Source organism: Aquisalibacillus elongatus (assembly GCF_003843875.1).
GTDB classification, from domain to species: domain Bacteria; phylum Bacillota; class Bacilli; order Bacillales; family Alkalibacillaceae; genus Aquisalibacillus; species Aquisalibacillus elongatus.
The window spans coordinates 227,459-252,563 of record NZ_RKRF01000008.1; the positions used below are offsets into that span (position 1 = coordinate 227,459).

30 protein-coding genes and 1 riboswitch are annotated in these 25,105 nt (G+C 41.2%); of the genes, 29 read left to right on the forward strand and 1 reads right to left on the reverse strand.

Annotated elements, in window-relative coordinates; genetic code table 11:
* Positions 1 to 3: 3 nt before the first annotated feature.
* The 27 genes from spoIIR to spoIIID all read left to right on the forward strand — a co-directional run bounded on the left by spoIIR (position 4) and on the right by spoIIID (position 22,685).
* Positions 4 to 588: a stage II sporulation protein R gene (gene spoIIR / locus EDC24_RS06320; RefSeq protein ID WP_124220820.1), complete on the forward strand. Its 585-nt coding sequence runs from the start codon at positions 4 to 6 to the stop codon at positions 586 to 588.
* An 80-nt stretch (positions 589 to 668) separates the two neighbouring features.
* Positions 669 to 1,076, forward strand: a complete 408-nt coding sequence (locus tag EDC24_RS06325; protein WP_124220821.1) for a hypothetical protein — start codon at positions 669 to 671, stop codon at positions 1,074 to 1,076.
* Positions 1,077 to 1,145: 69 nt separating this feature from the next.
* Positions 1,146 to 2,147, forward strand: coding sequence for an L-threonylcarbamoyladenylate synthase (locus EDC24_RS06330; protein WP_124220823.1), 1,002 nt, complete (start codon positions 1,146 to 1,148; stop codon positions 2,145 to 2,147).
* 77 nt (positions 2,148 to 2,224) lie between these two features.
* On the forward strand, positions 2,225 to 2,770 hold the full coding sequence (locus tag EDC24_RS06335) for a manganese efflux pump MntP (protein WP_245997998.1): 546 nt from the start codon (positions 2,225 to 2,227) through the stop codon (positions 2,768 to 2,770).
* Between the two features lie 121 nt (positions 2,771 to 2,891).
* Positions 2,892 to 3,335, forward strand: coding sequence for a low molecular weight protein arginine phosphatase (locus tag EDC24_RS06340; RefSeq protein WP_124220825.1), 444 nt, complete (start codon positions 2,892 to 2,894; stop codon positions 3,333 to 3,335).
* A gap of 4 nt (positions 3,336 to 3,339) precedes the next feature.
* Positions 3,340 to 3,780, forward strand: coding sequence for a ribose 5-phosphate isomerase B (gene rpiB / locus EDC24_RS06345; RefSeq protein WP_124220826.1), 441 nt, complete (start codon positions 3,340 to 3,342; stop codon positions 3,778 to 3,780).
* Positions 3,781 to 3,863: 83 nt separating this feature from the next.
* Complete coding sequence (locus EDC24_RS06350) at positions 3,864 to 4,391, forward strand: TIGR01440 family protein (RefSeq protein WP_281274508.1); 528 nt, start codon at positions 3,864 to 3,866, stop codon at positions 4,389 to 4,391.
* A gap of 13 nt (positions 4,392 to 4,404) precedes the next feature.
* Positions 4,405 to 5,652 (forward strand): serine hydroxymethyltransferase, encoded by a 1,248-nt coding sequence (gene glyA / locus EDC24_RS06355; protein WP_124220830.1) that lies wholly within the window; start codon positions 4,405 to 4,407, stop codon positions 5,650 to 5,652.
* Between the two features lie 252 nt (positions 5,653 to 5,904).
* Entirely contained in the window at positions 5,905 to 6,534 is a 630-nt protein-coding gene (upp, locus tag EDC24_RS06360) for a uracil phosphoribosyltransferase (protein WP_124220832.1), read from the forward strand.
* A 12-nt stretch (positions 6,535 to 6,546) separates the two neighbouring features.
* Positions 6,547 to 7,686: a non-hydrolyzing UDP-N-acetylglucosamine 2-epimerase gene (wecB, locus tag EDC24_RS06365; RefSeq protein ID WP_124220833.1), complete on the forward strand. Its 1,140-nt coding sequence runs from the start codon at positions 6,547 to 6,549 to the stop codon at positions 7,684 to 7,686.
* A 326-nt stretch (positions 7,687 to 8,012) separates the two neighbouring features.
* Positions 8,013 to 10,142: a S8 family serine peptidase gene (locus EDC24_RS15375; protein WP_124220835.1), complete on the forward strand. Its 2,130-nt coding sequence runs from the start codon at positions 8,013 to 8,015 to the stop codon at positions 10,140 to 10,142.
* 260 nt (positions 10,143 to 10,402) lie between these two features.
* Entirely contained in the window at positions 10,403 to 10,591 is a 189-nt protein-coding gene (locus EDC24_RS06375) for an AtpZ/AtpI family protein (RefSeq protein ID WP_211342340.1), read from the forward strand.
* A gap of 1 nt (position 10,592) precedes the next feature.
* A complete protein-coding gene (locus EDC24_RS06380; RefSeq protein ID WP_124220839.1) occupies positions 10,593 to 10,985 on the forward strand; it encodes an ATP synthase subunit I in 393 nt (130 codons plus the stop codon).
* A gap of 1 nt (position 10,986) precedes the next feature.
* Positions 10,987 to 11,712 (forward strand): F0F1 ATP synthase subunit A, encoded by a 726-nt coding sequence (atpB, locus tag EDC24_RS06385; RefSeq protein ID WP_124221501.1) that lies wholly within the window; start codon positions 10,987 to 10,989, stop codon positions 11,710 to 11,712.
* Positions 11,713 to 11,829: 117 nt separating this feature from the next.
* On the forward strand, positions 11,830 to 12,036 hold the full coding sequence (atpE, locus tag EDC24_RS06390) for a F0F1 ATP synthase subunit C (RefSeq protein ID WP_124220841.1): 207 nt from the start codon (positions 11,830 to 11,832) through the stop codon (positions 12,034 to 12,036).
* A 107-nt stretch (positions 12,037 to 12,143) separates the two neighbouring features.
* Positions 12,144 to 12,656 (forward strand): F0F1 ATP synthase subunit B, encoded by a 513-nt coding sequence (gene atpF, locus EDC24_RS06395; protein WP_245997999.1) that lies wholly within the window; start codon positions 12,144 to 12,146, stop codon positions 12,654 to 12,656.
* A complete protein-coding gene (locus tag EDC24_RS06400) occupies positions 12,653 to 13,198 on the forward strand; it encodes a F0F1 ATP synthase subunit delta (RefSeq protein ID WP_124220843.1) in 546 nt (181 codons plus the stop codon). The genes atpF and EDC24_RS06400 overlap by 4 nt, the downstream gene beginning before the upstream one ends.
* A 17-nt stretch (positions 13,199 to 13,215) precedes the next feature.
* Positions 13,216 to 14,724 carry a F0F1 ATP synthase subunit alpha gene (gene atpA, locus EDC24_RS06405; RefSeq protein ID WP_124220845.1) on the forward strand — a complete coding sequence of 503 codons (1,509 nt, stop codon included), beginning with the start codon at positions 13,216 to 13,218 and terminating at the stop codon, positions 14,722 to 14,724.
* A 36-nt stretch (positions 14,725 to 14,760) separates the two neighbouring features.
* Positions 14,761 to 15,621: an ATP synthase F1 subunit gamma gene (atpG, locus tag EDC24_RS06410; protein ID WP_124220846.1), complete on the forward strand. Its 861-nt coding sequence runs from the start codon at positions 14,761 to 14,763 to the stop codon at positions 15,619 to 15,621.
* 32 nt (positions 15,622 to 15,653) lie between these two features.
* Positions 15,654 to 17,054 carry a F0F1 ATP synthase subunit beta gene (gene atpD, locus EDC24_RS06415; RefSeq protein WP_124220848.1) on the forward strand — a complete coding sequence of 467 codons (1,401 nt, stop codon included), beginning with the start codon at positions 15,654 to 15,656 and terminating at the stop codon, positions 17,052 to 17,054.
* Between the two features lie 60 nt (positions 17,055 to 17,114).
* Complete coding sequence (locus EDC24_RS06420) at positions 17,115 to 17,519, forward strand: F0F1 ATP synthase subunit epsilon (RefSeq protein ID WP_124220850.1); 405 nt, start codon at positions 17,115 to 17,117, stop codon at positions 17,517 to 17,519.
* 133 nt (positions 17,520 to 17,652) lie between these two features.
* Positions 17,653 to 17,886 (forward strand): DUF1146 family protein, encoded by a 234-nt coding sequence (locus tag EDC24_RS06425; RefSeq protein ID WP_124220852.1) that lies wholly within the window; start codon positions 17,653 to 17,655, stop codon positions 17,884 to 17,886.
* A 64-nt stretch (positions 17,887 to 17,950) separates the two neighbouring features.
* Positions 17,951 to 18,601, forward strand: a complete 651-nt coding sequence (locus EDC24_RS06430; protein ID WP_124220853.1) for a YwmB family TATA-box binding protein — start codon at positions 17,951 to 17,953, stop codon at positions 18,599 to 18,601.
* Positions 18,602 to 18,636: 35 nt separating this feature from the next.
* The gene (gene murA, locus EDC24_RS06435) at positions 18,637 to 19,947 is read left to right on the forward strand and encodes a UDP-N-acetylglucosamine 1-carboxyvinyltransferase (protein WP_124220855.1); all 1,311 of its coding nucleotides are present in this window, start codon (positions 18,637 to 18,639) and stop codon (positions 19,945 to 19,947) included.
* A 170-nt stretch (positions 19,948 to 20,117) separates the two neighbouring features.
* Complete coding sequence (spoIID, locus tag EDC24_RS06440; protein ID WP_124220857.1) at positions 20,118 to 21,113, forward strand: stage II sporulation protein D; 996 nt, start codon at positions 20,118 to 20,120, stop codon at positions 21,111 to 21,113.
* A 497-nt stretch (positions 21,114 to 21,610) separates the two neighbouring features.
* Positions 21,611 to 22,279: a M23 family metallopeptidase gene (locus tag EDC24_RS06445; protein ID WP_124220859.1), complete on the forward strand. Its 669-nt coding sequence runs from the start codon at positions 21,611 to 21,613 to the stop codon at positions 22,277 to 22,279.
* A 148-nt stretch (positions 22,280 to 22,427) separates the two neighbouring features.
* A complete protein-coding gene (spoIIID, locus tag EDC24_RS06450) occupies positions 22,428 to 22,685 on the forward strand; it encodes a sporulation transcriptional regulator SpoIIID (protein ID WP_124220860.1) in 258 nt (85 codons plus the stop codon).
* 82 nt (positions 22,686 to 22,767) lie between these two features.
* Here spoIIID and EDC24_RS06455 read toward each other — a convergent pair whose 3' ends face one another.
* Positions 22,768 to 23,253: a hypothetical protein gene (locus EDC24_RS06455; protein ID WP_124220862.1), complete on the reverse strand. Its 486-nt coding sequence runs from the start codon at positions 23,251 to 23,253 to the stop codon at positions 22,768 to 22,770.
* Positions 23,254 to 23,448: 195 nt separating this feature from the next.
* Positions 23,449 to 23,538: riboswitch (cyclic di-GMP riboswitch) on the forward strand.
* A 63-nt stretch (positions 23,539 to 23,601) separates the two neighbouring features.
* Between EDC24_RS06455 and EDC24_RS06460 the strand changes: the two genes are divergently transcribed.
* Positions 23,602 to 24,129: a hypothetical protein gene (locus tag EDC24_RS06460; RefSeq protein ID WP_124220864.1), complete on the forward strand. Its 528-nt coding sequence runs from the start codon at positions 23,602 to 23,604 to the stop codon at positions 24,127 to 24,129.
* A 27-nt stretch (positions 24,130 to 24,156) separates the two neighbouring features.
* Complete coding sequence (locus EDC24_RS15140) at positions 24,157 to 24,990, forward strand: DUF5667 domain-containing protein (RefSeq protein ID WP_245998040.1); 834 nt, start codon at positions 24,157 to 24,159, stop codon at positions 24,988 to 24,990.
* The last annotated feature ends 115 nt before the right edge of the window (positions 24,991 to 25,105 follow it).

Below are 25,105 nucleotides of genomic sequence, written 5' to 3' on the forward strand. Positions count from 1 at the left end.
GAGATGAAGTACGTGGTATTTGGGATTGCAATGGTGTTCTTGATTCAATTTGTTTATATGGAAGCAGTGGCGGATACGAGTTCAGAAGAAAACTTTCAGGTCATACCGGATGAGGCGATTAGACTTCGTATTTTGGCTAATTCGAATAGTGAAGCAGACCAAGAGTTGAAACGAGAAGTGCGTGACCAGGTAAATGCTGAAGTGACAGAGTGGGTGGAGGAGCTGACATCGATTGATGAAGCTCGTAAGATTATCCAAAATCGATTACCAGAAATCGAGGCGATCGTTGCTGAAACAGTAGGGGATCAGCCTTATACAGTAGACTTTGGAGAAGTCGAGTTCCCGGATAAAGTCTATGATAACTATGTTTATCCTGGCGGCACGTATGAGGCGATTTTGATTACGATTGGTGAAGGCCAGGGTGATAACTGGTGGTGCGTGTTATTCCCGCCGTTATGTTTTGTGGACTTTGCAAATGGCACAACCGTTTTAGAACACGACACAGAAGGTGAATCCGTTGAGGAAGAGGAAGAAGTTGAAGTGAAATTTTTCTTATGGGAATGGTTGAAAAAGATCTTTAAAGTATAAATTTTTCTATTAAACTTATCATATTCTCACACATCCTCACATAAATTCATAGAGAAACTAGATTTGAGGAGAGTGAGACGATGATCACGATTACGCCTGTCAAAGAACAAACTAAAGAAGATTACGATTCATTTTTTAAACAAGAACAAGACAAGGAAAAATTGTTCAACGAAACCTGGGTCCAAGAACACGGTTATTTCTTAGAGTTAGACGGACAGCAGCTAGGATTTTTCGTTCTGTATCCGATTAACGACAAAAAAGTTTGGCTACGCCGCTTAGTGATGAGTGAGCAAACGAACCCAGCCTTACTCATCATGGTATTTGATTGGATTTCAGAAAAAGCGAAAGCACAAAAATTCAAAGAGCTATACGTACACGTTCAAGATTCATCGACATCACCATTACTTGAGATGAACCGTTTTAATGAAACTTACGAACCACCTGTCCACGACCCGAAAGACGTGGATTGGTTTATGAAGGAATTATAAAAAATTATTTAAATATCTTTACCAGTCATGCGTGGTATAATAACATTTAGTCACGAAAGGAGATCACGTATGACACAGCTTTGGACGTTAGAGCAAATTGATCAAGCAGCCGAACAATTAACAAAAGGTCAAACGGTCGCTTTTCCAACCGAGACGGTTTACGGATTGGGAGCCGATGCGACAAACGAGCAGGCGGTGGAGGCGATTTTTCAAGCAAAAGGTCGTCCGTCCGACAACCCGCTCATTGTCCATATCGGCTCTCGTAATGTGTTAAGCGATTACGTCCGTGACATCCCGGATCATGCTCAGAAGCTGATGGATGCCTTTTGGCCAGGACCGTTGACGATTATTTTGCCGTCGAATGGAAAACTTGCGCAAAATGTGACAGCGGGTCTTGATACAGTAGGGATGCGTATGCCGAACCATCCGCACGCATTAGAATTGTTAAAAGCTTGCTCACTTCCAGTTGCAGCACCGAGTGCGAATCGTTCAGGGAAGCCAAGCCCAACAACCGCCGAACACGTTTATTATGATTTAAACGGTCGAATTGCAGGCATTGTCGACGGTGGCAAAACAGGTGTCGGCGTTGAATCAACCGTCCTTGATTGTTCGAGCGAAAATCCGATGATCTTAAGGCCAGGTGGTATCACGCGATCAGACATAGAATCGGTGATTGGCCCTGTTGATGTTGCTCCCGCTATGATAGAAAAAAATGAAGCCCCGCGCTCGCCGGGCATGAAATATAAACACTATGCGCCAGATGCGCCGATTTGGATCGTTAGAGGCAGTGCCGAAAACATGAAGCGAGTGGCGGATGAAGCCAAACGCGAAGGCAAAACTGTTCAATTTTTAGTTAGTGAAGAGCGTGCGCAAGAGCTCGGAGTTGACGATGCGTTAGTCCTCGGGTCACGACATCAGCCAGAAGTTTTAACAAGTCATTTATATGACCGTTTGCGTCAAGTCGACCAGATAGAGGCTGATCTCATTTTGGCAGAAAGTTTTTCTGAAAAAGGAATAGGCGAAGCGCTCATGAACCGACTCGAGCGCGCCGCATCAAAGGTCGTAGGGTGAATCGTCACAACGTACTTCTAATTTTGAGTGGACATGCATAAAGTTAACTAGCATGTCCATCACTAGGAGGTACGCTTGTGACGTTTTTATTTGAAAGCTTAATCTCAGTTATATTGTTATCGATCGCGGTTGGTATGGATGCCTTTTCTGTCAGTTTATCTGTTGGTTTAATGCAGGTCAGGCTACGCTTTGTCGCATTCTTTATACTGATGGTCGGTTTATTTCATATACTAATGCCTTTAGCAGGTGTCACGCTCGGACATTTGTTATCACATAAACTCGGTGTCATCGCTCAAGTGGTTGGCGGCTGGATTTTAATTATTATCGGTGCCCAAATGATTTTTTCGATGCTTTTAGAAAAAGAAATGGTGCGAAACATGCGCGTCGCAGGCTTTCTTATATTAGCTTTCACCGTTAGCTTGGATAGTTTTTCGGTTGGGTTGAGCCTTGGGATGTTTGGCCTTCATCAGGTAGCGATTATTTTATTGTTCGGTATGACAAGCATGCTGATGGCGTCTCTCGGGATTATTTTTGCCAAAAGTGGCCAAACAATCTTCGGACGTTATTCTGAAGCATTGGGTGGTTTGGTTTTAATCGTTTTAGGATTGCAAATGGTTTTATGACTCCACACTCGTTGTGGAGTTTTTAATTTCGCCCAGATTCCAAGCACCAATCAATTTTTGTGTAAAAATGGTGTTGCTTATGATATATTCAACATGAAGAGTTTTGAAGGAGGTTTCGTGCTTGAAGCGGGTATTGTTCGTTTGTACAGGAAATACGTGCCGAAGCCCGATGGCAGAAGCAGTATTAAGACATAAAGGCCAGGGTTGGGAAGTTCAGTCGGCGGGGATTTTTGCCGGATTTGGACAAGAAGCCAATCCAAAAGCGGTAGAAGCACTTAAAGATAAAGGAATCGAGTGCGAGCACCAATCACAACCGCTAACCGATGACCTACTTGATTGGGCGGATGTTGTGTTAACGATGACGTCCCATCATAAACTCAATCTTGAGATGGATTATCCGAAATATCGGAAAAAAGTTTTTACGTTAAAAGAATATACGCGTAATGAACAAGATGAAGATTTAAACCCGGATATCGCCGATCCGATTGGTTTATCGAATGACACGTATAAACAAACGTTAGAAGAAATTGAAACATATATCGATCGTTTACTAAGTAGGAGGTAATAGCATGAAAGTGGTATTAACATCAGACCATGGCGGTGTGAATATTCGTAAAGAAATTGCATCGTTATTAGATGACATGCAGATTGAGTATGAAGATATGGGTTGTGCAGGCGACTCTTCGGTGGACTATCCGGATTACGGGATTCCAGCGTCTGAGCGCGTTGCAAATGGTGAATTTGATTTTGCGATTTTAATTTGCGGGACAGGCATCGGCATGTCGATCTCCGCGAACAAAGTTAAAGGCGTGCGCTGCGCACTAGCACACGATGTTTTCAGTGCCAAAATGACGCGTATGCACAATAACGCCAACGTACTTGCGATGGGCGAGCGTGTGATCGGACCAGGATTAGCTCGTGAGATTGCGAAAGCATTTTTAGAATCTGAATTTGAAGGTGGTCGTCACGAAAACCGCGTTAACAAAATGATGGAATATGAACAGCAATAAGTAAAAACTCGCCTCTTCACGGGCGAGTTTTATTTGAAGTAAAAGGAGGGAATGTTTTGAAAATAGAGCAGATTCAAAATGAAATTCATGTTATAATGAATCAGTGGAAAGAACAACAAATCGTTGCTCCAAAAGGTCTGATGGTCATCGGTTGCTCAACAAGTGAGATTGCCGGCGAGCACATTGGAACGTCGGGCAGCACGGAAATTGCTGAGGCGATTTTCACTGCGCTCGAGGCGTTTCGAAATGAAACAGGAATTGAGCTTGCGTTTCAATGTTGCGAACATCTCAATCGGGCGCTTGTCGTTGAACGACACGTCATGCAGGAGCGCGGTTTAGAAGAAGTCAGCGCAATCCCTCACGCTAAAGCGGGCGGTTCCATGGCGACGTTCGCTTTTGAACAAATGGACGACCCTGTTTTAGTAGATTCAATCCAAGCAGATTTTGGCATGGACCTTGGTGATACGTTAATCGGCATGCATTTAAAACACGTCGCCGTCCCACTAAGACTGTCCCAAACGTCAGTCGGTGATGCGCACGCAACGTTTGCTTACACGAGGCCAAAATTGATCGGAGGAGAACGCGCGATTTACCGGAAGAACAATACATAAGGAGGCTTTCTCTATGACTCATCTTTCAAACCAATTGCACGAAGTCGACCAAGAAATGCTTGATGCGATTAATTTAGAAAAAAATCGCCAACACGATAAAATTGAACTCATTGCGTCTGAGAATTTTGTATCAGAAGCGGTTATGCAAGCGGCAGGTTCGGTTTTAACGAACAAGTACGCTGAAGGTTATCCAGGCCGCCGTTACTACGGTGGTTGCGAGTACGTTGATGTGGCAGAAAACTTAGCGCGTGACCGTGCGAAAAAACTGTTTGGAGCTGAGCATGCGAACGTCCAGCCTCACTCAGGAGCACAAGCGAACATGGCTGTCTATTTCACCGTGTTAGAACCAGGTGATACGATCCTTGGTATGAACTTAAACCACGGTGGTCACTTAACGCACGGAAGCCCAGTTAATTTTAGCGGAAAGCTTTATAACGTTGTGGACTACGGCGTAGACGAAGAATCCGAACAAATCGATTATAATCAGTTATTAGAACGCGCGAAAGAAGTTCAGCCTAAATTAATCGTGGCAGGCGCTTCTGCTTATCCACGTTCGATTGATTTTAAAAAGTTCCGAGAAATCGCAGATGAAGTTGGGGCTTACTTACTAGTTGATATGGCTCATATCGCTGGCCTTGTCGCAACAGGCCACCACCCAAGCCCAGTGCCTCATGCGCATTTTGTTACAACTACAACACATAAAACACTACGCGGCCCTCGTGGCGGTATGATTTTAACGACAGAAGAATTTGCTAAGAAAATTGATAAAAACGTATTCCCTGGCATGCAAGGCGGCCCGTTAATGCACGTGATTGCCGCTAAAGGTGTGGCATTCCAAGAAGCCCTTCAGCCAGTGTTTAAAGATTATTCCAAACAAATTATTGAAAATGCGAAACGCTTAGGCGAATCGCTAACCAAAGAAGGCGTGCGCCTCGTCTCAGGCGGAACAGATAATCATTTATTACTACTCGACTTACGCCCATTAAATTTAACGGGTAAAATAGCTGAAAAAGCGCTCGATGATATTGGCGTAACAACAAATAAAAATACCATCCCATTTGACCCAGAAAGCCCATTTGTTACGAGCGGTATCCGTATTGGAACGGCAGCAGTAACGACTCGTGGCTTCGGTTTAGAGGAAATGGACGAAGTGGCTTCAATTATTGCCTTTACGCTTAAAAATCACGAAGATGAAGCTAAACTAGAAGAAGCAAAAGCACGTGTAAAGCAGCTTTCAGACCGTTTCCCAATGTATGAATAAGTAGCGGCATATCTCCGCTACTTTTTTCATGCCTTTTGGATAAAATAAGGTAGAGCTGATCTTTTAGACCAATATTTTCTCGTTTCAGACCCATTTTTTGTCCATTCAGTACCTTTTTAAAAACTTACAGCAACGAATCTTGTCGAAAAGCAATATTTTAAACGCATTTCAGACCTTTTTTCTTTTACTGTTGCAACTTTGGACATATTTCGCTACAATTCAATAGATATTTTATAAAGGAGAGATTCGTCCGTGGGAAAAGTATATGTTTTTGATCATCCTTTAATTCAACACAAACTAACGATTATTCGTGATAAAAACACAGGGACTAAAGCTTTTCGTGAGCTGACCGATGAAGTGGCAACCCTGATGATGTTTGAAATTACACGTGAATTACCGCTTGAAGAGGTAGAAGTCGAAACGCCGGTTGCGACGGCTAAATCAAAAGTATTGGCTGGTAAAAAATTAGGCGTCATCCCTATTCTACGCGCTGGCCTCGGCATGGTAGACGGGATTGTCAAGCTTGTACCAGCCGCTAAAATTGGCCACGTTGGCTTATATCGTGACCCAGACACACTCAAGCCGGTTGAATATTACGTCAAGTTACCGTCTGATATTGAAGAGCGTGAGTTAATCGTCACGGATCCGATGCTGGCAACAGGAGGTTCAGCGATTGCGGCAATCGATTCCTTGAAAACCCGTGGCGCTAAACAAATTAGCTTAATGTGCTTAATCGCCGCACCTGAAGGCGTTGAAGCGGTTAAGGAAGCGCACCCAGATATTAATATTTACGTGGCAGGTTTAGATGAAAAGTTAAACGAAAAAGGTTACATCATCCCAGGTCTTGGCGATGCAGGCGATCGATTATTTGGAACTAAATAAGGAATGAATTATATGAAAAATATTAAGGTCATGACGATTTTTGGAACCAGACCAGAAGCAATCAAAATGGCCCCGTTAGTTCTAGAATTGCAAAAACGTTCGAGTGAATTTGAACCAATTGTTACAGTGACCGCGCAGCACCGTGAAATGCTTGATCAAGTATTAAACATTTTTGGCATTGAGCCGGATATAGATTTAAATATTATGAAGAAAAAGCAAACGCTTGCGCAAATTACGACTCGTGCACTTGAGGGCTTAGATGAGGTCATGAAAGAAGCAAGGCCAGATATCGTCCTCGTCCACGGTGATACCACGACGACATTTGCGGCGAGTCTTGCTGCCTTTTACAACAAAATTCCAGTCGGACATGTTGAAGCAGGCCTTAGAACGTGGAATAAATATTCGCCGTTCCCTGAAGAAATTAACCGCCAGGCAACGGGCGTATTGGCAGACCTGCATTTTGCTCCAACGACTCAATCGAAACAAAACTTACTAAACGAAAATAAAGATGAAGAACAGATCTTTATTACTGGGAACACAGCTATTGATGCGCTTCAGACAACGGTATCGGAGAACTATAAGCACGAAGTTTTACGAAAAGCTGAAGGTAAGCGTTTAGTTCTCGTGACGGCACACCGTCGAGAAAATATAGGCGAAAACATGGACCAGATGTTCCGTGCGATCAGACGTATTGCTGATGTGCACGAAGATGTCGAAGTTGTATATCCTGTACACCTAAATCCGGTCGTTCAGGAAACGGCGAAAAAATGGCTTGATGACCACGATCGTATACAATTAATCGAACCGCTTGAAGTCATCGATTTTCACAATTTCGCATCGAACGCGCATTTAATTTTAACTGACTCTGGTGGTGTGCAGGAAGAAGCGCCATCACTTGGGGTGCCGGTACTTGTTCTTCGCGATACTACCGAGCGACCAGAAGGAATAGATGCTGGCACGCTTAAGCTTGCCGGAACTGATGAAGAGAATATCTTTAACATGGCCGATTTACTTTTATCAAATGATGATGAACATAAGAAAATGGCTCATGCTTCGAACCCATACGGTGACGGACAAGCGTCAAGACGGATTGCAGATGCGATTAATTATTACTTTAATAAAAATGACCAAAAACCAGATGAGTTTTTATAAGATTAAAGCGGTTGAGAGGAAGTTTATAGACGAGTTTAAAAAGACAATCGTTACAAATAATAGTTAGCGTAGTCAAAAAGCGCAGACTCCTGCAGGAACAGCACGAGCTGAAAATCACGCAAAACTCACGGTAGTGAGTTTTGGGAAGTTGAAGCCGTGCCTGCGGAAAGCGGAGCTATTTGACGGAGCGTGTGAGGAACTCCGTACTATGATGTATAACGTTGATCATAATACGGGGTTTTTATTATACCTTTTTTCTTTCCCCAGCATGACTTTCCACTTTTTTCACACACTAAGGTTAAACTAGCTTTGAAGGAGCAGTAGCTATGAAAAAGTGGATTCCATTATTCATCATCTTACTTATACCAATCAACGTTCACGCCGATGAGTCCACTTGGATTATTGAAGTGACTGACGATCCGCATGATGTTAAAGAACATATAGAGGATTATTATCCGCTAGTTCAAATTGAGTACGTTTATGATACGTTAATGGACGCCGTTGCAGTTACGGGAAAGCAGCGCCATATTAAAGACCTTCATGATGAGCAGTATGTGGCGTCAGTTAATCAAGTAGAGTCGTATTCGGTTCCGAATCAGAAGCCTGAAAAAATTCATCCCGAACGTGCGCGCTACCATCCGGATACGATGTCTTACACCGGTGAGGGCGTTAAAGTTGGCGTGATTGATACAGGCATAGATTATCAACACCCAGATTTAGAAAAAAATTATCAGGGCGGGTTTGATGTCGTCGATTTTGACGAAGATCCGATGGAAACGACGCCTGAAGATGGTATGCCAACTCTTCACGGAACGCACGTATCAGGCATTATTGCGGGTAATGGTACGATGCAAGGCGTCGCACCAGATGCTGACATTTATAGTTATAGGGCACTAGGGCCAGGCGGTTCTGGCACAACTGCTCAAATCATTGCAGCATTAGAGCAAGCAGTGAAAGACGGCATGGATATGGTTAACATGTCGCTCGGGAGCGAAACGAATAGCCCGGATGACCCAATGACAAAAGCCGTGGATCGTGCTGTTGAAATGGGAACGATCGTCGTTGTTGCTAATGGGAATAGTGGGCCAGGCGACTGGACGGTAGGTTCGCCTGCCACATCTGAAAAAGCCATTTCGGTCGGTGCTGCTATTACGGAACAAGAAATTCCGCAAATCCAAACCAAAGATTCAAATGTGATTCAAGTCCGCTCACTACCATTAACACCTGAGTGGGATTTTAAACGCGACCTACCAATTGAAGTGGCTCGCAACCCTGAAGATCTCCAAGAAACCATTCACGACCGGGTCATTCTTACAGAAAAAGGCGACACCCCTTTTTACGAACTAATTAAGACCTTAGAAGAAAAAGGAGCAACCGCCTTAATCATCTACAGTCATCCAGAAGACGACCCCAACCAATGGGAGTTCGCTCAAACGCCATTCCCAGTAGCGTATGTAACAGAAGAAGAAGCTCAAATGCTTATGGAAGGGGACTCATGGCTATCAACCCGTTACACCACGTTAAAAAATACCTTAGCACCGTTTAGCTCAAGAGGCCCGGTTGCGTCATCTTGGAACATTAAACCTGATTTGATTGCACCGGGCGTTGAAATTGTGAGCACGATCCCTGACGGTTACGCGTCGTTACAGGGAACGAGTATGGCGGCGCCTTATGTGACAGGTGTTCTGGCTTTATTAAAACAAGCTTACCCCCACGATACACCTGAGCAACTGAAATCACGCCTTCTGTCATCTACCGAACTTTTTAAATCAGAAGAGGGCCTGTTATCACCTTCAGAGCAGGGCACAGGGTTTATCGACACTGAAAAAGCGGTTAATCAACCTTACGCCATCAACCAAAACAGACTCAACTTTGGAAAAATTGAAGATACCCAAAAACGGGTCGAGCAAACGATCGAAGTAACGAATCATGAAAGTCAACCTTTAACCGTACGCTTTGACATACCAAAACGAGAAAACGGCCTTATTTGGGACTTACCGATGACCACAACGATTTCACCTCAAACGAAGCGTTCATTTAAGATCGGTGCTTCAATTACACCAGACCGAATGGCGGAAGGGACGCAACAAGGTTACTTAGAAATGACCTTAGGTGGAGAGACCAAGGAATTACCTTACTTATTTATTAACGAAACGTCAGACTATCCAAGAATTACCGGATTTGAAATTGATATGGCACCTTTTCAACAAGAGAAATTAACATTAAGATTTTATTTGAACGAAAAAATTGATCAATTGTCCATGGCGTTAGTCGACACTCAGTCACTTAAAACAACCGATTTATTTACCGAAACCGATCTTCCATCGGGTATGTTTGAAAAAGAGTTTGAGATCAGTAAACTTCCAAAAGGAGAACTTACGGCAATCTTTCAAATCGAACAGGAAGGCGAAGTATTATTTGAGAAACAAGACCTTTATATCCCGGGTGCAGAATAACTTTAGTAAAAGCGTTTTCAAAAAATATGTGATATCTGTCACAAAGTTGTTTCAAATTCTATGTATTTACAATTGACTTTAAAATAGACCTATTGTAATCTAATTTAGTGTGGGCAATTGTTTTGAGACTATTTTTTTGTCTTAAAATTTTGCCTTTATCTACAAAGAAAAAGTCCTGCAAGATAGTGGGAAATTAATACGTTTTCCACCTACTTATTCGGAATGGAGTGGTATCTCTGAATAAACATCCACTTCAAGGTATGGCAATCACTGCAAGTATTTTAAGTTATTTATCCGGGTCAACCATCGTCGGTGTATTAGCCGGACGTTGGTTAGATGGTTATTTTGACACTTCCCCGTTGTTTTTAATTATCGGTCTTCTACTAGGGCTGGCTTCTGGTGTGTATGGTATGATCTTGTTGGTAAAAAAGTTTTTAGGAGACGAGTAAGATGAAAGACTATACATACATGATGAGTCGGCAATTAAAATGGTTGTTTTATCTCGTAGCGGTATTTGTTTTAGGCTATGGATTTACAGACTATCAACCTTTTTTTGCAGGCATGATTTTAGGTGCTGGAATCAGCACGTTTAATTTATGGCTTTTGCAAGTCAAAATTAATCGAATTGGACAAGGTGTTGTCGACCGAGATGAGAAAAAACGAACATTGGGGATGCTCACAAGGTTTGCAACAGCAGCATTAGCTGCAGTAATCGCCTTACAATATCCGGGTATTTTCGACATGATTGCAGTTATCATTGGTTTAATGACACCTTATTTGGTCATTATAATAGATTACTTTTTTCATCATACCGAACTAACTACGAGGAAGAGAGGTGAGTGAAGTGGACCACAAAAATCCGATGCTGACGGACGTGTTTGGAATCCCATGGTTAGATTTCAATATGTCAACTGTCCTTATGATGTTGGTAGCATCTACGATTGTACTTATTTTAGGTATTACAGCTAGCAAGAGCTTACAGATGAAGCCAACAGGTTTTCAGAACTTCATGGAATGGATCGTTGACTTTGTGAAAGACATGATAGGTAATACCATGGATTACGAAACAGGACGTCGCTTTATGGGGTTAGGTTTGACTCTATTAATTTACATTTTCGTCTCCAACTTACTTGGGGTAGCAACAATGGTGACATTTGACCACGAACTATGGTGGAAATCACCAACATCAGACCCTGGTATTACGTTGACGTTAGCGACAATGGTTGTCGTACTCACACACTATTATGGTGTGAAAATGAAAGGGACAAAGGAATACGGAAAAGAATTTTTCAAGCCACTATGGCCTTTATTCCCGTTAAAAATCATTGAAGAATTTGCCAATACGTTGACGTTAGGTCTTCGTCTTTACGGTAACATTTATGCTGGTGAGATTTTATTAACTCTATTAGCAGGGTTAGTCGCATCAGGCACAATTGCAGGGTTCCTAGGAGGTATTCTGCCGATGATGGCTTGGCAAGCATTCAGTATCTTTATTGGTGCGATTCAGGCGTTCATCTTTACTATGTTAACAATGGTTTATATGTCTCACAAAGTGAGCAGTGACCATTAATTTTTAAGTGGACAAGTACTTAGCAAATGCTAGGTATTTCAATAAAGTCATTCGTCAAATAAGACGATGGTGAAATCAAACTATTTTATAAATATATCTTGAGGAGGAATTATTGTTATGAATATGTTAGCAGCTGCAATCGCAGTAGGATTAGGTGCATTAGGTGCAGGTATTGGTAACGGTTTAATCGTAAATGGAACAGTAAATGGTATCGCTCGTCAACCTGAGCTTCGCGGTACATTACAAACAACAATGTTTATTGGTGTAGCGTTAGTTGAGGCGCTTCCAATCATCGCAGTCGTAATTGCATTTATGGCTATGTAATTTACGACAACAATTGAATGGCGAAGACGACCCAAAACGGCCTTCGCCATTCCTTTATGTGTTAAACACGAGAAAATGTGAGGAGTTAGCCGAAAGGAGTGAAGGCTGTGTTAGGTACCAACTTTGTTTTAGGTGCATCTATTAATGTCGGTGATATGCTAGCGCAATTAATCATCTTCATCGTCCTATTGGTTCTTTTAAAGAAATTTGCTTGGGGACCATTGATGAAAGTGATGAAAGAGCGTGAAGATCACATTGCGAATGAAATAGATACAGCAGAAAACAATCGCAAAGAAGCAGAGCGCTTAATGAGTGAAGCAAACGCTGAACTTAAAGAATCTCGTCAAAACGCACATCAAATTATCGAAGATGCTAAACAAACGGCAAAAACACAGGAATCATCAATTCTTGACCAAGCAAGACAAGAAGCAGAGCGTATTAAAGAAAGCGCTCGTGAAGATATTGCACAAGAACGTGATAAAGCCGTACAACAATTACAAGAACAAGTGGCTACGCTTTCTGTTCAAATTGCTAGTAAAGTTATTGAAAAAGAACTTTCTGCAGATGAACAAGACGAACTCATTCAAGAATACTTAAAAGAAGTAGGCGAGTCGAAATGAGTCAATCAGTAGCAGCAAAGCGTTATGCCGTAGCCTTGTTTGAAATTGGAAAAGGGAAGTCTAATTTAGACCAGCTAGAAGAAGAACTTCTAGTTGTCCAAGACGTTTTCAATCATGACGAATCACTTTCAGACTTCTTGAATAACCCAAGAGTATCAGGGGATCAGAAAAAAGAATTCGTTCGTCAAGTATTTAAAGACGTCTCGCAAGACACATTAAATACATTACTTTTACTAATCGACAAACGTCGCGTCGACATCGTACAAGATCTCGTAAGCGAGTTTGTGTCGATGAAGAATGAAGCAAGAGGTATTGCAGAAGCTGATGTTTATTCTGTTCGTGAATTAACAGAAGACGAAACGAAACAAATTCAAGATGTTTTTGCGAAGAAAATGACGATCAACACCCTTCGTATTAACAACATCGTCGACCCATCTATTCTTGGTGGCTTGCGCATACAGGTAGGCAACCAGATTTACGATGGCACCGTAAAAACACAGCTTAAACGTTTAGAACAGAACTTAGTGACTGCAAACAAGTAAAGATAGGGGTGAAATGGATGAGCATCAAAGCAGAAGAAATTAGTGCGCTTATAAAGCAGCAAATTGAAAACTATGATTCTGAAGTTGAAGCAAACGAAGTCGGTACAGTTATCGAAATCGGTGACGGTATCGCACGTGCTCACGGACTTGACAATGTTATGGCTGGTGAGCTAGTTGAGTTTTCAAATGGCGTAATGGGTATGGCGCAAAACCTTGAAGAAAACAACGTTGGTATCGTCATCCTTGGGCCATTTACAGATATTCGTGAAGGCGATGAAGTTCGTCGTACTGGACGCATCATGCAAGTTCCAGTTGGTAAAGAATTATTAGGACGTGTTGTAAATCCATTAGGTCAGCCGGTTGACGGTTTAGGACCAATCGAAACAACAAAATCTCGTCCAATCGAATCTCCAGCACCAGGTGTTATGGCTCGTAAATCAGTTGACGAACCATTACAAACTGGTATTAAAGTTATTGACTCGATGGTACCAATCGGTCGTGGACAGCGTGAGTTAATCATCGGTGACCGTCAGACTGGTAAAACATCGATCGCAGTTGATACGATCATTAACCAAAAAGACCAAGATGTTATTTGTATTTATGTAGCAATTGGACAAAAAGATTCAACCGTGCGTGGTTTAGTTGAAACACTACGTAAAAACGGTGCTTTAGAATATTCCATTATCGTTAACGCAGGTGCTTCTGACCCAGCTCCATTACTATACCTAGCACCATATGCAGGTGTATCAATGGGTGAGGAGTTCATGTATAACGGAGAGCACGTACTAGTTGCATACGATGACCTTTCTAAACAGGCAGCAGCTTACCGTGAACTTTCCTTACTACTACGTCGCCCACCAGGCCGTGAAGCATTCCCAGGGGATGTATTCTACCTACACTCTCGTTTGTTAGAGCGTGCGGCGAAGTTAAATGACGAATTAGGTGGCGGTTCATTAACGGCGTTACCATTCGTTGAAACACAAGCTGGTGACATCGGAGCTTATATCCCAACAAACGTTATCTCAATCACGGACGGGCAGATTTTCTTACAATCTGACCTATTCCACTCAGGTGTTCGACCAGCGATCAACCCGGGTCTATCCGTATCACGTGTTGGTGGTTCCGCACAAATCAAGGCGATGAAGAAAGTAGCCGGTACGCTACGTCTAGACTTAGCATCATTCCGTGAGCTAGAGTCATTCGCGCAGTTCGGTTCAGACCTTGATAAAGCAACTCAGGCGAAGTTAAACCGTGGTCAACGTACAGTTGAAGTACTTAAGCAGGGTCTTAACAAGCCTCAAAAAGTTGAGTATCAAGTAGCAATTATTTACTCACTTGTAAATGGCTACTTAGACGATCTTCCAATTGAAGATATTCAGCGCTTTGAATCTGAATTATACACGTATTTAGATCAGCATGCGCCTGAAATTTTAAGTCATATTCGCGACACTGAACAATTACCAGAAAAAGAAGAATTCAATAAAGCAATTGAAGACTTTAAAAATTCATTTGCAGTAAGCGAATAATTTATATGAAGTCTCGAAAAAAGGTGGTGAGACGTAGTGGCATCGCTTCGTGACATCAAAAATCGTATTAATTCGACGAAAAGTACCCAAAAAATCACGAAAGCAATGGAAATGGTTTCAGCTTCAAAGTTAAACAAAGCAGAACAAAACGCCAAAGCTTTCGTGCCATACATGGATAAAATACAAGAAGTTGTCGCAAGCATTGCTGGCGGTAATTCTGGTGCAGACCATCCGATGTTACAATCTAGACCTGTTAAAAAGACAGGCTATGTTGTCATCACATCTGACCGTGGTCTAGCAGGCCCTTATAACAGTAATGTGTTAAGAGCCCTTTACCAAAAGATTCAAAGCACGCATTCATCTCAAGATGAATACACCGTGATTGCAATCGGTAAAGTTGGCCGTGACTTTTGTAAGAAAAATGGCTTGCCATTAGCAAAAGAAGTAACAGGCCTACCAGATCAGCCAGATTTTGCTGAGATTAAAGAAATTGCAAGCTTTGCGGTAAACCTTTTCGAAAATGAAGAAATTGATGAACTAAACCTTTTCTACAATCACTTCATCAGTGCCATTTCACAAAAGGTTACAGAGCAAAAAGTATTGCCATTAACGGATTTAAATACAGAAGGTCAAAGCTTAACGACCTACGAATATGAACCGGATGAAGAAGAAATTCTTAAATCCTTATTGCCACAATACGCAGAAAGCATTGTTTACGGCGCTTTATTAGATGGTAAAGCAAGTGAACACGCATCTCGTATGACAGCAATGCGTAGTGCAACAGATAACGCAGATGAGTTAATTGATGACTTAACACTTTCATATAACCGTGCACGTCAGGCAGCAATCACTCAAGAAATCACTGAAATTGTCGGTGGTGCAGCAGCGTTAGAATAACGCTTGTAACGAAATTGCAAGGAGGGAAAAAGATGAGTAAAGGACGCGTGACACAGGTAATGGGTCCAGTAGTTGACGTTAAATTCGACAGTGGTGACTTACCTGAAATTTATAACGCACTAGTCATCGATGGTAATGATAATCTCGATGAACTAACATTAGAAGTTGCTCTTCACCTTGGTGACGACTCTGTACGTACCATCGCGATGGGTTCAACAGACGGGCTCGTTCGTGGTGCAGAAGTTAATAACATGAGTCAACCAATCTCAGTTCCAGTTGGTGAAGCAACATTAGGTCGTGTGTTCAACGTTTTAGGTGAACATATTGACTTAGGAGAAGAGATTCCTAAAGAAGTTCACCGTGAGCCAATTCACCGTGAACCACCTAAGTTTGAAAACTTAGCAACAGAAACTGAAATTCTTGAAACAGGGATTAAAGTTGTAGACTTATTAGCACCCTACGTAAAAGGTGGTAAGATTGGTCTATTCGGAGGTGCGGGTGTTGGTAAAACCGTACTAATCCAGGAATTAATCAACAACATTGCACAAGAGCACAGTGGTATCTCAGTTTTCGCTGGTGTAGGTGAGCGTACTCGTGAGGGTAACGACTTATACTATGAAATGAGCGATTCTGGCGTTATCAAGCAGACAGCAATGGTGTTCGGTCAGATGAACGAGCCACCAGGTTCACGTATGCGTGTAGCTCTAACGGGACTAACAATGGCTGAGTACTTCCGTGACGAAGAAGGTCAGGACGTGCTATTGTTCATCGACAACATTTTCCGTTTCACACAGGCAGGTACTGAGGTGTCCGCCCTACTAGGTCGTATGCCATCAGCCGTTGGTTATCAGCCAACACTAGCGACGGAAATGGGACAATTACAGGAGCGTATTACATCTACTGAAAAAGGTTCAATCACTTCCATTCAGGCCGTATACGTTCCAGCCGATGACTACACTGACCCGTCACCGGCAACAACATTCGCTCACTTAGATGCGACAACAAACTTAGAGCGTAGCTTATCTGAACAAGGGATCTACCCTGCGGTGGACCCACTATCATCAACTTCTCGTGCTCTAGACCCTAACATTGTTGGCGAAGAACACTATGAAGTTGCTCGTGAAGTTCAGCGTACGCTTCAACGTTATAAAGAACTACAAGACATCATTGCGATCTTAGGTATGGATGAATTATCTGATGAGGACAAACAAACCGTTTCTCGTGCTCGTCGAATTCAATTCTTCCTATCTCAAAACTTCCACGTAGCTGAGCAGTTTACTGGACAACCAGGTTCATACGTACAAGTTGATGAAACAATCAAAGGATTCAAAGAAATCCTTTCAGGTAAGTATGACGACCTACCAGAAGACGCGTTCCGTCTAGTTGGACGTATTGAAGAAGTTGTTGAAAAAGCAAAGGAAATGGAACAATAAAAATGGGAACGTAGGCGGTGATGATATCGCCGCCTTACGCGTGCCCAAGGAGGGGTAAGGTTGAAAACACTAAACGTGAGTGTTGTCACTCCTGACGGCCCTGCACTTGAAGGCTCATATGAAATGGTAAGTTGTCGAGCAGAGAGTGGAGAGCTTGGTATTCTGCCAGGCCATATCCCATTAGTTGCTCCATTAACCATTAGTGCAGTACGCTTAAAAAAGGAAGGCCAAACAGAACATCTTGCTGTAAGCGGCGGATTCGTAGAAGTTAGACCGGATCAAGTGACAATCCTAGCTCAAGCAGCAGAACAACCTTCCGAAATCGACGTTGACCGTGCGAAACAAGCTAAACAGCGCGCAGAACAACGTCTAAACATGGCAAAATCAGAAGACATTGATCATAAACGTGCGGAACTAGCTTTAGAGCGCGCAATCAATCGTATGGATATTTCGGAAATCAGATAACATGACTGGAAGACCTGACAAGACGTCAGGTCTTTTCGTTTAGCATAGGAAGCAACTAGGTTTATAGCGGAAATGATGTTTTATGTCGATATTCCCCGGGAAATGTTAAATAAGAACGAATTGAGGTGCAAACATGTTTGCTGATATTGCAATTGATGCAATTGTATTTATGCTAATGCATATCATCTTTATAATTTTAGCTTGGAAAGCATTAGAAGCTGTTCAACTCGAACGAATTTTTAAGAAAAACAAAATCGTAGAAAGCCGAATTTTCTACCTGATGCTCTCGATCATGCTAGGTTCTACCGTTAGTAACTTTTTCATAGATTTTATAAAATGGTCGAGACAACTGCAACATTTAATTTAAAGGTATAAGATACATCGGCTTTGTCTATCCTTATAACAATTAAAGTGTTATAGGGGGATAAAGCATGAGATGGGTTGCTCTTTTCAGTATTATTGTAAGTATGGTTTTAGTCTTGTTCTATCAATCTAGTAATACAACGTATGCCGATTTACAAGAATTTGAGAAAATAGCTCAATACTTTGATCAAGATCATTATGAGCTTAAAGAAGTTATGGTCATGACACATGTCACGGTTCAATCAGATGAGGCAGAGCAGTTTTTAGAAAGCTTCCAATTGAACGGTCAAAAACCTGGTTATATGGACGAAAAATTTAATGTGATTAATATTAGTGAAAATCGGGTAAAGGTTTTATATGAATTTACTTCCGATGAGTGGAGCAACGAAACGAAGATATATCTAAATAATAGATTGTCAGACAGCAAATTTCGACGTTTTTTTGAAAAAGGACCAATTTACTCTTGTTTTCAAGCCCAAACTGATGCTAAAATAAGTAGTAATTTTATAACTTCTGAGATTCGTAACTATTTTGATGTTAACAAAGTAAATGAAATGATAGAAAATAATTTTACCGTAATAAGTGGAGCAACAGAACAATTCGATCAATATATACCAATGGACGACGAAAAAATTAATATTCAATATGCCGTAAGAGACGAAGAAAATGAGCAAAAAACCGTAACAATTGGAACACCTATCTTGGTTATTGAATATTAAATAACATACGGAATATCGACACGGAGGGAAAAACCTTGGAAAAAATCATAGTATCCGGTGGGAACCAGTTACATGGTGCGGTGAAAGTTGAAGGAGCAAAAAACGCCGTATTACCAGTCATTGCAGCTAGTATTATGGCTAGTGAAGGAAAAAGCACTCTATATCAAGTTCCTGATTTAGCCGATGTTGATACCATTAGTGAAGTTCTAAGATATATGAATATAAATGTTTTGAAATCTAACAATCAACTAATGATTGATGCTTCAGAACAACTGAAGACAGAAACACCTTTTGAATATGTTAGAAAAATGAGAGCATCGGTACTCGTATTAGGGCCGTTGTTAGCTCGTTATGGCCATGCGAAGGTTGCGATGCCAGGAGGATGTGCAATTGGTTCACGACCAATTGACCAACATCTAAAAGGCTTCGAAGCCATGGGGGCAGAAATTCATGTAGGAAATGGCTATGTGGAAGCTTATGTACCTGAAAAACTAGTAGGTGCTCGTATTTATTTAGACGTTCCAAGTGTAGGCGCAACTGAGAATCTTATGATGGCAGCAGCACTAGCTAAAGGAACGACGATTATCGAAAACTGTGCGAGAGAACCAGAAATTACAGATTTAGCTAATTATATTAACCAAATGGGTGGCAAAATTGTTGGTGCTGGTACAGAGACAATCCGCATCGAAGGCGTACCATCTTTACAAGGTGTCGAACACACAATTATTCCAGACCGTATAGAAGCAGGTACATTTATGGTCGCAGCCGCTGTTTCAGGAGGCGACGTTCTAGTTGAAGGAGCCATTCCTGATCATTTGAGTTCATTAACTGCAAAAATGCGAGAAATGGGAGTGCGTATTGAAGAATACGAAAATAGTATTCGCGTAGTGGGCAATGGTGAATTAAGAGGTGTAGACATTAAAACTCTACCATACCCAGGATTTCCGACAGACTTACAATCTCAATTTATGGCATTAACTATGGTAGCTAAAGGAACTAGTGTTATAACAGAGACTGTTTTTGAAAACCGTTTTATGCACGTAGAAGAGTTCAGACGTATGAATGCTATTGCTAAAATTGAAGGCAGAAGTGCCATTATCGAAGGCCCATCTTCTTTGCAAGGTGCTGAAGTTGCGGCAACCGATTTACGAGCAGCTGCCGCATTAATTATTGCAGGACTTGTGGCTGAAGGCCATACTATTGTAACGGAACTTAAACACTTAGATCGCGGTTATGTGAACTTTGAAGAAAAACTTCGCGGCTTAGGTGCGAAGATTGAACGCATATCCGAGGAAAGCGATAAAATCGACCAAGTTATAAATGATGAGATAGCACAATCTAGTTAAAAAAAGCGGCGAATGCCGCTTTTTTTATGTTTAAGAGATAATATAGACAGCCTCCGATCTAATAGTGTATAAGGGTTTAAAAAATAAATCTATTTTATGGTTCTATTAAAACCTTTTTGGGAATAATCATATTGATAGATAGAGAATGACACAAAGGAGGAGCTGTCGATATGAATATCAAAAAAGAAGGCGTTATCCTAGGATCCATACTAATCGCCGTTATGACCATCTTACCAGCCATTGTGGTCATTCCATTCTCAGAAGCTTCGACTACACCAGTGAATATGTCAGAAGTTGAAGAAATGGAATTAGACACAGAGGACCAACCAATCGTCAAAGTTAAACGACAACAGACTGATGAGATCGAAGAAGTCCCCTTAGAAACATATGTAACATCCGTCGTATCATCCGAAGTCCCGGCAAGTTTTGAACTTGAAGCGATTAAAGCACAGGCATTAGCCGCTAGAACGTACATCGTGCAAAAATTAGCCGAAACTGATGACACTGATGAATACCATGTGACCGACACTGTTCAACATCAAGTTTATAAAAATTTGGATGAGTTAAGGTCTACATGGGGAGTCGATTATTCATGGAAGATTAATAAAATTAAAGAGGCAGTTAAAGAAACAGAAGGACAGATTATTACTTATAGTGGAACACCGATTGCCGCACAATTTTTTTCAACGAGTAACGGGTTTACCGAAAACGCTGAAGACTACTGGCAAAATGAAGTCCCATATTTAAAGAGCGTTAGCAGCCCTTGGGATGAACGATCACCGGAATTTATGGAACAACAAATTCTCTCACGGAGCGAAGTTGTAAGTAAGCTTGGGATTGATTCCCCGACGATTAACGTGACTGATACAGTCCGAACTGAAAGTCAACGAATTAAGGAAATTACGATTAACGGTAAAACATTTTCCGGTCGGGAAGTCCGCGAATTATTAGGTTTACGATCGAACGACTTCACCATTCAAGCAAAAGGTGACCATATTATTTTTACGACAAAAGGCTACGGCCATGGAGTCGGAATGAGTCAATACGGTGCAAACGGCATGGCAGAGGACGGAAAGGGCTATCAAGAGATCGTCAAACACTACTATCAAGGCGTCGATATCTCAAACGTCCAAGAAGTGATAGACACCCTAAGTGCTATGAATTAAAGAAGAAGCTGAAACAAAAGTTTATAAGTAAAATACAGACCGTACAATGTGTAAATCATAAAATCATTGTACGGTTTTTCTTATACCGCTCTGTCAAAAAGCTCCGCTTTCCGCAGGCACGGCTTCAACTTCCCAAAACTCACTACCGTGAGTTTTGCGTGATTTTCAGCTCGTGCTGTTCTGCGACGAACTGGACGTTCTAGTGTCGGCGTTGGCCACAGGACGTGGCCGTATTTAGCCGACCCGGAGTCTCCACTTTTTGACTACGCTGATTAAGTCGTCTATTACACTTTTCATTTAACTTTTGTCTTAGCCTGTTAAATTAATGGGAAAAATGAACGTACCCACTGGGCAACAGCACCCACCCCATTTAACAACCCTAAAATTTCTTATTCTGCCCGAAAACTCGATAAAAATCAGGAAATTTTTAAAAAATTTGCGGTTCGCATGTATATATTCCTTCTTTTTCGTTCAGAATGTTGCTGAGGTGATGAAATATGAATGAAAAGGAAAGGAAATTGATGCGTGAATCTAAGTGGAAAAGCTTAACGCGTCAACGCTGGTTTTACCCAGCACTGTACATCACTCTGGTTGCTGTCATTTTAGCGGGGGTTATGATTTATCAATTCCAGGCATCTGATGTTACGGATAACGATGCTCAAAATGAGGAAAACCCAAGCCAAGTGGCAGATCAAAACGGAGATGATGATTCTGTTCCAGTAGTCGCTGATCAAGAGGATTTAGTCATGCCGACACTATTAGGGGATCAAGCTGAAATCATTACAAATTTTTATGACGCTGAAGCAACGGATGAAGAACAAGAAAATGCACTAATTTTCTACAACAACAACTATTACCAGAGTAAAGGCGTCGACATTACTTCAAAAGATGGAGAGCCATTTGAAGTAATCGCTTCCCTAAGCGGTACAGTGTCTAAAGTTTACGAAGATGATCTAGAAGGTCAAGTCATTGAAATTGAACATGACGATACGCGCACCACATATTATGGTAGTCTATCCGAAACAAATGTTTCAGAAGGCGATGATGTAACTCAAGGTGATGTGATTGGCGTTTCTGGAACAAACGTCTACGGAGATGAAGAAATGACAAAAGTACACTTCAGACTCCTTGAAGACGGAGAACCTGTAGATCCTGAATTTCAATAATAAGGAACAAAAAATTCCTCGCCGAGTCATTTGGGCGAGGAATTTTTGTGTTATATGACAGAAGACGTGAACTGTTTAACATATTTCCTTCAACTCCTGAATAAACTGTACCATCACATCTTTAGAGGGACATCAGGAGGCGAGGAGTTTGCACGATTACATCAAAGACAGAACGATCCGAATCGCGGAGCATCTTTTAGAAACAAAGAAAACGGTACGAGTAATAGCGAAAGACTTTGGTGTTTCCAAAAGCACCGTACACAAAGACTTAACGGAAAGGCTGCCAACCATTAACCCAGCCTTAGCCAAGGAAGTTAAGGAAGTTTTAGATTTTCATAAGTCAATCAGACATATTAGAGGTGGGGAGGCGACGCGTAAAAAGTACCGAGAACAAACAAAGGTTTAGACAAACAGACGCCTGTCACCCATACATAAACCATCACAACTTAAATTTCATAAGAAGATTCCCACCCGTGACGGGCATTGTCTTACCGTTCGTATTTATTGTACAATTCCATTTCCTCTTGGAAAATTTGATCCCCATCTGACCAATGAATGACGGCTTCGATCGTTTTAATTTCATCGAAAATAACTGGGTCCCCATTCGGTTTAAAAAAGTCCGTTTCTGTACTATCCGTTTTTAACGTTGATAATTCAGTTGGTTCATCAAAATCATAAGTCTTTGATTGCAGAAGAATTTCTATTCCCTCTTCAAGATAGGCCGTTACTTGAAGGTCAACTTCAGTTGCGACATTACGTTCGTCACCAACAAAACTCAACTCCCCATAACCAGCAATCTGGTAGGTTGGAACCAATTCAACCGTATAATGATCAAGTTCCCAACTCTCACTTTTTTCATCCATTTTAAACATGTAATAGTGATTCGATTGATCGTTATCGTCTTGGTTTAAAAAGTAGCTAGTAATAGCTAGAATGATGATAGCGACTATGACTACGATTGTTTTTCGGTCCATAGATGTTTCCTCCTGGGAAATCAATCAAACGTTTGCTTGATTTTTTAAGTCAGTTAAACAAACGTTTGATTAATTTTATAATGTACTTTGCTAATAAAAGATTAGCACATTTCCTATCTTTTATAAATTAATGATTAAAAAAATGATAATACCCCCTAAAATTTTGACAAAACATCGTATAGATAGACAAATAACATATGAAAAAGGCAAAACCGCTGAAAGGTGGTGACGCAAAGCTATAGGGACTAATGAACGTGAAACGTTCGATGTTAGCCAGCTGCCAGTACAAAAGGTAGTAAAGTCTAACATTTATGTTAGACTTTTTTATTTTTTAAAGGGGGGACATCAATGATATTCAAACAAGCACTTATATTATATTTATTATGCCTTATATTTACCGTAGGATGTCAGGATAACCAAGGGGAAACAACAGAAGAAACAAATAATGATGTACAAGCCGAGAAAACAGATGAAGCAAATTCGTCAGATGATGAGGAATATATGTATGAAAACGAGTCTAACGGTGTGTATGTTAGTCAATTAGAGAATTGGAAGTTTAAAACAGAAGAGAGTAACCCCTATAGCGCCATATTCGAAACAAATGGTGTACAAGCTATCATAAGTATTGTTGAGACATCCAAGACAATAGACGAATTAAAGGAAGAGTTAATAGCGGGATCTGGGAATTCCGTAGTTATAACAAGTGAAAATGGTCACCTATCTTATAAAACGGATAATGAAGAAAGCATGCAGACAAATGTGTTTTTCGAGCAAAGAGATGATGAAGTTATAATGTTATCATTTGTAGCTCCAACTAGTGAAATGAAGGAGAAAGAAAGTCAGATTAACAATTTTGAACAAAATTTAAAATATTAAATTGAAAGGATGATTAATGTGAAAAAAATGATTAGTACGGTGGTTTTATCAGCTATATTATTAGTAGGCACTTTAGTTGCAGCGGCTGAGGACCAAAGTGCATTGAGTCCGGATTCAGAAGTTTACGATTTTAGTAGAATCTTAGAAGATGCTGAATATGAGTTGACTGAGGAGGAGGCACAAAAAGTCCTTCTACAAAATCAGTATGCAGATGAACGTATTACAGAAGCTGAACTCGTGTTAGAAGAAGGAGATAGCGAGAAATCTCAGGAGCTGCTTGAAGATTATGAAGAACATCTTAATGAAATCAGCCAAGTAGTTGCGGAAATGAAAGAAAACGAAAAAGATTCTTCGGAAGTTGAAGAAGTCGTAGCAGAAAAATCTGTTGAGAGAAATAGTGAGTTACAAGACCTTTTAGAAAAAGAAGATCTACCAGAAGAAGCTAAAGAAGGAATTTCACAGGCCATTGACAATCAAGAAAAGGCTATGGAAAATTTAGCGGAAGCTCAAGAAAAAGCAAGAGAGGCGCAAGAACAAGCTGAAGAGAAGCAAGCAGAAGCGCAAGAACAAGCTGAAGAAAAGCAAGCGGAAGCACAGGAACAAGCTGAAGAAAAACAGTCTGGAGCGCAAGAAAAAGCTGAAGAAAAACAGTCTGGAGCGCAAGAAAAAGCTGAAGAAAAACAGTCTGGAGCGCAAGAAAAAGCTGAGGAAAAGCAAACTGGAGCACAAGAACAAGCTGAGGAAAAGCAATCCAATGCAAAACAAGAGGATCAGCAAGGTGCTCAAAGCCAAGCAAATGAAAATACTGACGAAACGGAAGAGAGAGGGAATGCAGACTCAGAAGGTGATCAAAGACCATAACTTAAACAAATCAGGCAACAGCTCAAGAGTTGTTGCCTGATTTGTGTATAAAGTTAAACGTGTCTTTACCTCTAATGTTCAATCATGTAATCTGAAAATTAATTATAATCGTCTT